The following is a 7898-nucleotide window of genomic DNA, read 5'->3' on the forward strand; positions in this document are numbered from 1 at the left end:
GCGCTCACCAGCGCAGCCGTCGTTGCGCCAGCGCTGCGCCCAGTTGCTCGTACAGCGCCCGCGCCTGCGCGTCCGGCAGTAGCCGCATGCGCAGCGGCGGTTCGCCGTGGCGGGCGCCGGCGGTGTCCAGCCACAGCGTCGCGGTGCCGCAGCAGCGGTCCAGCGGCGAACGGCTCAGGTGCAGCGTCTGCAGCTTGTCCAGTTCGGCCAGCCGCCACCAGCGCCGCCACCAGCCGCCGCGCACCGCCACGTAGCGCGCGTCCAGCGCATAGCCCATGCGCTGCGCCTGGCGCCAGGACTTGAACGCCGACCACGGCAGCCACAACAGCAGCAGCGCGGCCCAGGCGCCGAGGGTGGGCCACAGCCCCGCGCACAGCAGCGGCACCAGCAGCAGCGCCGGCAGCGACAGGCGCCACCAGTGGCGCGTGGCGATGCCGTGCCACTGCGCTGGCGGCCAGGCGACCTGCGGCAGCAGCCGCTGCAAGAGCGCATCGCAGGCGGCCGGCGTGGCCAGCGGCGCCAGTTCCGTCAGTGCGTGGTCGTGGCCGTGGCCGTGGTGCGACTGGATCACCGCCGTGTCGATGTGCAGGCTGCGCCGCCGCAGCAACCGCTGCAGCACGCTCTCGTGCAGGGTCCAGGCCTGGATCCGGCGCCGCGCCACGCTGCTGCGCAACCGCGTCAGCAGGCCGCGCTCCACGGTCAGCCGGCGCTCGCTCTCGCTCAGCCGGAAGCCGTGGTACTGCACGATGGCCAGCCCCATCGACAAGGCGCGCATCAGCAGCAACAGCGTCGCCAGCATCATGGCGAAGGTCACCGCGCCCGCCATCCAGCCCAGTTGCAGGTGCGTGGCGTAGCCGAACAGTTGCCGCCCGTAGTGCTCGATCGCGTTGGAAATCATGCGCTCGGGGAACAGGTGGTAGGTGGCGCCGAACGCGGTGAGCAGCACCACCATGCCGCGGTTGGAGATCAGGCCCTGGCGCAGCACCTCGGTGGTGGGCAGCGCCAGCAGCAGTTCGCTGTCCGGCGCGGCAGCGGGTGCAGCGTCGGCATCGGTCGCGGCGATCGTGTCGGCAGCGGGTGCGCGGTGGCGGATCTGCTGTTCCAGCGCCAGCGCCTGGTCCAGCCGCAGCACCCGCATCTGCGCCTCGGGCTTGGTGCCGCCGGCCGACTCCAGCCGCACCTCGGCCACGCCGAACAGCCGGTGCAGCAGCGACTGGTGCACCACCACGTTGTGGATGCGCGCGAACGGGATCTCGCGCAGGCTGCGTTCCAGCCAGCCGCTGCGGATGCTCAGGCTGTCGTGGCCGATGCGGTACTGGTAGGTGAGATAGCGCAGCAGCGACACCGCCACCAGCCCGCTGCACACCGCCAGCATCACCAGGTGATCGGCGTGATCGCGGTGGCCGTCGCGGCTGCCGAACACCAGCAGCGCCAGCAACGGCAGCAGGAAATGCCTGAGGTGCTGCAGCAGCACGAACAGCCACGACCACGGATGCAGGCGCCGCACCGGCGTGGTGTGTTCGGCGTCGGCCAGGCCGCTCACAGCGCGTCGTCGTCGTGGTCGAGCTGGTGCGCCAGACGCTCGCGCAGGCGTTCGGCGTCGGCCTGATCCAGACCGGGCACGGCGACCGCGGTATGGCGGGTGCCGGCGGTGTGCACGACCAGGGTGGCCAGGCGCAGGGCGCGTTCCAGCGGGCCGCGGCGCAGGTCCAGGTGCTGCACGCGCGAGATCGGGACGTGCGTCTCACTCTGCCACAGGCGCCCGCGGAACACGTCCAGGCCCTGGGCATTCAGCCGCCAGCGGATGCGCCGGTGGCGGACGAAGCCGACCCAGGCGCCGCACAGGCTGCCCACCGCCGCGGCCACCGCGCCCAGGGCCAGCGCATGCAGGCTGTGCAGGCTGAGGCCGACGATGCCGGCGGCGACCACCAGGCTCAGCCCGAGCATGCAGCCGCCGCCGAGCGCGGCCAGCCAGGCACCGCGCAACGGCACCGGTTGCCAGTCGGCCGGCGGCCAGTCCGCGGGCGCCGGGGGGGCGGCGAAAGCGCTGGGCGCGGCGGGGGTGTCGTCCATGGGCGGCGGTGCGATCACGTCGGGGTCTCGGGGCGCGGGCGCGCGGCGTGGCCTGCGATCCTAACGCGGCGACGGCGGGCGTGCGCTGCCCGCCGCGCGGTTTCCGTCCCGATCCGGGCAGGCGGTGTGGGGGCCGACCTGCCCGGTGGTTCAGCGCGCCGCGCGCAGCAGCGCGTCCACGTCCAGCGCGTGGCCGGCGCGGGCGGCCTTGGTGCGCAGGTAGCCTTCGTTCTCGGCGGTGATGGTGCCGGTGACCGGAATGCGCTCGGTCACCTCGATGCCGGCCGCGCGCAGGCGTTCGGCCTTGTTCGGGTTGTTGGTGAGCAGGCGCACGCGGCCGATGCCGAGCCCGCGCAGCATCGCCACGGCGCTGCCGTAGCGGCGTTCGTCTGCGCCGAAGCCCAGTTGCGCGTCGGCGTCGATGGTGTCCAGGCCGTCGTGCTGGTAGCCGTAGGCGCGCATCTTGGTGGCGATGCCGGTGCCGCGGCCTTCCTGGTCCAGGTACAGCAACACGCCGCCACCCAGCGCCTTGAGCTTGGCCAGGCCGTGTCGCAGCTGATCGCCGCAGTCGCACTTGAGCGAGCCGAACAGGTCGCCGGTGAGGCAGGAGGAATGCACGCGCACCGGGACCGGCGCGCTCAGGTCGGGCTGGCCGATCACGATCGCGACCTGGTCGCGCTGCGCCACGCCGCCGCGGAACACCACGAATTCGCCAGGGCCCAGGTCGCGCAGCGGCACCTGGGTGCGGGTGACCAGGGTGTAGCTGTCGGAAGCGGCGAGGGCACAGCCGTGTTCCAGGTCGTCCAGCCGCAGCGACTGGCAGCCCTGGAAGGCGCTGCTGTCCGCGCCCAGGTCCGCCGCGACCATCGCCGGCAGCAGCAGGCCCAGGCGCGCGATCTCGGCGGCGCCGGCATCCAGCGCGTCGCCGGGCTGCCAGTGCGCGGGCACCGGGCCGTCGCGCAGGTAGGCCAGCGCCGCCAGCGCGTCGTAGGAGTGCCCGGCCAGGGCGATGCGCGCGCCCTGCGGCGCATCCAGGCCCAGCACTTGCGCCCGCGGCGGCGTCACGAACAGGTAGTGCCGCTGCCCGGTGGCCTCGGCGAAACCGAGGTAGGACGGTTCGGTACTGCTGTCCAGCGCCATCACCGCGCGGGTGCGGCCGTTGCCGTCTTCGAGCAGGACCGGGCGCCCGGCACGCAACTCCGATGCCGCGCGTTCGCTGCGGATCGCGGCAGGATCGCCGAAGGCGTGCGCGGAAGGGGCGGTGGGGCTGGTCATGCACGACTCCAGATGGGGGATCGGCGGCGCCGCTTCAAGGCTGCCGCATCCGGTCGCGGTGGCCCCGGCACGGTGCCGGTCGGCGCCGATGGCGCTCGGGCGCCATTGTCGCGCGCTTTGCCGGACGCGCCAGCCTGCAGGCGATGGAACGCACTGTGCCCGCGTGCGTGCGCCGCCGATGCAACCAAATCGGCGGCTGCGGCAACGCGCCGGCGTGAGGGGAGGTGTGCACGTGCCGCCGGTTGCTTGCTACTGTGCGGCACCGCGTCCGCTCCGGCCCCCGCATGCAGCTCGTCGATTGCACCGAACCGCGCCACGCGATGGCGATCCTGGAGATCTTCAACGACGCCATCGTCCATTCCACCGCGCTGTACGACTACCGGCCGCGCCCGCCGGAGAGCATGGCGGCGTGGTTTGCGACCAAGCGCGCCGGCAACTTCCCGGTGCTGGGCCTGGAGGACGCCGACGGCACCCTGCTCGGCTTCGCCAGCTACGGCACCTTCCGCGCCTGGCCAGCGTTCAAGTACAGCGTCGAGCACTCGGTCTACGTGCACCGCGACCATCGCGGCCGTGGCGCGGGCCGACGCCTGCTGCAGGCGCTGATCGACACCGCGCAGGCGCGCGGCGTGCACGTGCTGGTCGGCGGCATCGACGCCAGCAATGCCGGCAGCATCGCCCTGCACGAGCAACTGGGCTTCGTGCATGCCGGTACCGTGCGCGAGGCCGGCTTCAAGTTCGGGCGCTGGCTGGACCTGGCGTTCTACCAGCGCATCCTGGCCGGCCCGGCGCAGCCGCACGACGATTAGCGCGGGCTTTGTCAGGGGCGAGCGCCTCAGTCGCTCTTAGTGCGGATGGCGCTCAGTGGCGTAGGGATTGGGCTCGGCCGGGTCCGGGCGCAGGGTGTAGCGCTTGTAGGTCCATTGGTACTGCGCCGGGTCGCGCCGCGCCACCCGTTCCACGCCTGCGTTGAGCGCGGTGGCCGCGCGCAGCGGGTCGGCATCGGCGATGTCCGGCGGCGCCGGCTGCACGTGCAGGGCGAACTCCAGGTCGTTGCCGACGCGCTCGCACCAGGCGAACAGCACGGTCGCGCCGGTGCGCTCGGCCAGGCGGTTGACCAGGGTCATGGTCAGCGCCGGCACGCCGAAGAACGGTGCGAACACGCCATCGCCGGCCTTGGGCTGCTGGTCGGGCAGGATGCCGACCGCGCCGCCATCCTTGAGCGTCTTGAACAACTGCCGCACCGCCGGACCCTCGGCGCGCACCTGGCGCACCCGCTCGCCGCTGCGGACCAACTGCAGGAAGGCGTCGCCCACGGCCGACTCCGGTGCGCGGTAGACGATGGCGATGTCGCCGCGCGAGGCCAGCCACTGGTTGAGCAGCTCCCAGTTGCCGAAATGCGGCGCGGCCACGATCACCCCGCGGCCGGCGGCCAGCGCCGCGTCGTACAGGTCCTGGCCGTGGCGCAGGCGCAGCCGCGCCAGGTTCTGCTCCGGCGGCCGGGTCCACAGCGCCAGGGTCTCGAACGCCTGCCGCGCGGTCGAGCGCAGCACGTCGCGCTGCAGCGCCACGCGCTCGCTGGGCAGCAGCTCCGGATAGGCCAGCTCCAGGTTGCGCCGGACCACCCGGCTCTCGCGCGCATCCAGGCGCAGCCACAGCCCGGCCAGGCCGTCGGCCAGGCGCCGCAGCCACGGCCACGGCAGGCGCGCCAGGGCGGCGGCGCAGCGGTACAGCAGGGAAGCGAGCGTCGCGGGTTTCATCACCCCAGTTTATCCGCTTGGCGTATCTGGCCTGCCCGACGGGTGTCGCGGATCGCGCCGCCTGCGTGCCTTGTCGCTTTCTCAATCTCGCCCATTCGGCGATGATGCCGCACGATCGCAACCGTTCGTCGCGGTGCGGCCAGTAACGAATCCCCAATCCCCAATCCCCGCCCTATGCTCTCGTTGATCCAACGCGTCACCCAGGCCTCGGTCAGCGTCGATGGCGAGGTCGTGGGCCAGATCGGGCCCGGCCTGCTGGCACTGGTGGCGGTGGAGCCGGGCGACGACGAGGCCAAGTTGCAACGTATGGCCGAGCGCCTGCTCGGCTACCGGGTGTTTTCGGACGCCAGCGGGCGCATGAACCGCTCGTTGCGCGACACCGGCGGCGGCCTGCTGCTGGTCAGTCAGTTCACCCTGGCCGCCGACACGCGCTCGGGGATGCGGCCCAGTTTCACCACCGCGGCGCCGCCGGCCGAGGCTGAACGCGGCTTCAACCGATTGGTGGAGGTGTGCCGCGCGCAGCACCCGCCAGGGGTGGAAACCGGCCGCTTCGGTGCCCATATGGTCGTCAGCCTGGTCAACGACGGCCCGGTTACTTTCCTGCTCCGGCCGTAGACGCCGGCGCGTTCCTGGCGGAGCCGTTCAGGCTCCTCGTCCGGCAAGCGGCGGTCCGGGCTGTTATAATGCTAGGTTCACTCATTCACCTACCTGCCGGTGGCGCGAGCACTCATGGCCAACGAACGTCCTGCCCAGCAATCCGACATCAAGCAACTGATCAGCAAGGGCCTGGAACAGGGCTATCTGACCTACGCGGAAGTCAACGACCATCTTCCCGACGATCTGGTCGACCCCGAACAGATCGAAGACATCATCGGCATGATCAACGGCATGGGCATCGATGTCCATGAAGTTGCGCCCGATGCCGAAACCCTGTTGCTCAACGACGGCAACACCGGCAACCGCGAAGTCGACGATACCGCGGCCGAAGAAGCCGCCGCGGCGCTGACCGCGCTCGACACCGAAGGCGGCCGTACCACCGACCCGGTGCGCATGTACATGCGCGAGATGGGCACAGTAGAACTGCTGACCCGTGAAGGCGAGATCGCCATCGCCAAGCGCATCGAGGAAGGTCTCGGCCAGGTGCAGGCCGCGCTGGGCGCGTTCCCGCTGGCGGTGGAGACCCTGCTCGAGGACTACGAACAGCACAAGGAAGGCAAGAAGCGCCTGGCCGAGATCGTGGTCGGCTTCAACGACCTGATCGAGGAAGAGCCGGCCCCGCCGGTCGCGGTGTCCGACGACGACAGCGCCACCGATGCCGATGCCGACGAGGATGACGACGAAGACGTCGACACCGCCGAAGAGGATGCCGGCCCGACCGGTCCGGATCCGGCCGAGGTCGCGCGGCGCATGGAAGTGCTGGCCACCGAGTACGCCAAGTTCAAAAAGGCCCACGCCAAGAACGGCGCCGAGCACAAGCTGGTCACCAAGCTGCGCAACGACATCGCCGAGGTGTTCGTCACCCTGAAGCTGCCGCTGCCGCTGACCGACGTGCTGGTGCGCAAGCTGCGCGACACCATGGCTCAGGTCAAGGACCACGAGCGCCGCGTGCTGCACCTGGCCACCCACGTGGCACGCATGCCGCGCAAGGACTTCATCCGTTCCTGGGAAGGCAACCAGACCAACGTGGCCTGGGTCGACGACGCGCTCAAGCGCAAGCAGAAGTGGTCGTCGGCGCTGCGCGACGTCAAGGACCAGATCATCGCCGAGCAGGAAGCCACCGTGGCGGTGGAGCAGGCCACCTACCTGAGCCTGGCCGAGCTGAAGGAAATCAGCCGCGCCATGGCCTACGGCGAAGCCAAGGCGCGCAAGGCCAAGAAGGAAATGGTCGAGGCCAACCTGCGCCTGGTGATCTCCATCGCCAAGAAGTACACCAACCGCGGCCTGCAGTTCCTCGACCTGATCCAGGAAGGCAACATCGGTCTGATGAAGGCGGTGGACAAGTTCGAGTACCGCCGCGGCTACAAGTTCTCGACCTACGCCACCTGGTGGATCCGCCAGGCGATCACCCGCTCGATCGCCGACCAGGCGCGCACCATCCGCATCCCGGTGCACATGATCGAGACGATCAACAAGTTGAACCGCATTTCCCGGCAGATGCTCCAGCAGTACGGCCGCGAGGCCACCCCGGAGGAGCTGGCCAAGGAAATGGACATGCCCGAGGACAAGATCCGCAAGGTGATGAAGATCGCCAAGGAGCCGATCTCGATGGAAACCCCGATCGGCGACGACGAGGATTCGCATCTGGGCGACTTCATCGAGGACACCAACGTGGAGTCCCCGATCGAGAACACCACCAACATCAACCTGTCCGAGACCGTGCGCGACGTGCTCGCCGGGCTGACCCCGCGCGAAGCCAAGGTGCTGCGCATGCGCTTCGGCATCGACATGAACACCGACCACACCCTCGAGGAAGTCGGCAAGCAGTTCGACGTGACCCGCGAGCGCATCCGCCAGATAGAGGCCAAGGCGCTGCGCAAGCTGCGTCACCCGAGCCGCTCCGAGCAGCTGCGCAGCTTCCTCGACATCGACTGATCGCGCGCGGTTCGCGGTCACGACAGAGCCCCGCCATGTGCGGGGCTTTTTCGTGGGTGAGGAGTCGGTGGCGTTGCGCAGGGTTGCAGTCCATGCCGCAGCCATGCGCTGTCATGTCAGCAGCCAGCCAAGCCTTGTGGGAGCGACTTCACTCGCGACGGGCATTCCTAGTGAAGCCTCGTCGCGACTGAAGTCGCTCCC

At 70.4% G+C, this 7898-nt stretch carries 7 protein-coding genes; 3 read left to right on the forward strand and 4 right to left on the reverse strand.

Annotated features, from left to right (window positions below):
• Nucleotides 1–4: 4 nt before the first annotated feature.
• The 3 genes from CEK69_RS17675 to ribA form a co-directional block, all read right to left on the reverse strand.
• Nucleotides 5–1543 (reverse strand): PH domain-containing protein, encoded by a 1539-nt coding sequence (locus CEK69_RS17675; RefSeq protein WP_152247062.1) that lies wholly within the window; start codon nucleotides 1541–1543, stop codon nucleotides 5–7.
• Nucleotides 1540–2073: a PH domain-containing protein gene (locus CEK69_RS17680; RefSeq protein WP_226975214.1), complete on the reverse strand. Its 534-nt coding sequence runs from the start codon at nucleotides 2071–2073 to the stop codon at nucleotides 1540–1542. The genes CEK69_RS17675 and CEK69_RS17680 overlap by 4 nt, the downstream gene beginning before the upstream one ends.
• Nucleotides 2074–2223: 150 nt before the next feature.
• A complete protein-coding gene (gene ribA / locus CEK69_RS17685; protein WP_152235664.1) occupies nucleotides 2224–3348 on the reverse strand; it encodes a GTP cyclohydrolase II RibA in 1125 nt (374 codons plus the stop codon).
• A gap of 284 nt (nucleotides 3349–3632) precedes the next feature.
• On the opposite strand from ribA, the gene CEK69_RS17690 reads away from it, so the two are divergent.
• Complete coding sequence (locus CEK69_RS17690; RefSeq protein WP_017911888.1) at nucleotides 3633–4154, forward strand: GNAT family N-acetyltransferase; 522 nt, start codon at nucleotides 3633–3635, stop codon at nucleotides 4152–4154.
• Nucleotides 4155–4190: 36 nt separating this feature from the next.
• On the opposite strand, the gene CEK69_RS17695 is transcribed toward CEK69_RS17690, so the two are convergent.
• The gene (locus CEK69_RS17695) at nucleotides 4191–5105 is read right to left on the reverse strand and encodes a lauroyl acyltransferase (RefSeq protein WP_043094562.1); all 915 of its coding nucleotides are present in this window, start codon (nucleotides 5103–5105) and stop codon (nucleotides 4191–4193) included.
• A gap of 174 nt (nucleotides 5106–5279) precedes the next feature.
• Between CEK69_RS17695 and dtd the strand changes: the two genes are divergently transcribed.
• The gene (gene dtd, locus CEK69_RS17700; protein WP_152247066.1) at nucleotides 5280–5720 is read left to right on the forward strand and encodes a D-aminoacyl-tRNA deacylase; all 441 of its coding nucleotides are present in this window, start codon (nucleotides 5280–5282) and stop codon (nucleotides 5718–5720) included.
• A gap of 114 nt (nucleotides 5721–5834) precedes the next feature.
• A complete protein-coding gene (rpoD, locus tag CEK69_RS17705; RefSeq protein WP_010340704.1) occupies nucleotides 5835–7697 on the forward strand; it encodes an RNA polymerase sigma factor RpoD in 1863 nt (620 codons plus the stop codon).
• Nucleotides 7698–7898: the final 201 nt, after the last annotated feature.

The sequence above is a fragment of the Xanthomonas sp. LMG 12462 genome (assembly GCF_009192885.1).
In the GTDB taxonomy this organism is placed as follows: Bacteria; Pseudomonadota; Gammaproteobacteria; order Xanthomonadales; family Xanthomonadaceae; genus Xanthomonas_A; species Xanthomonas_A sontii.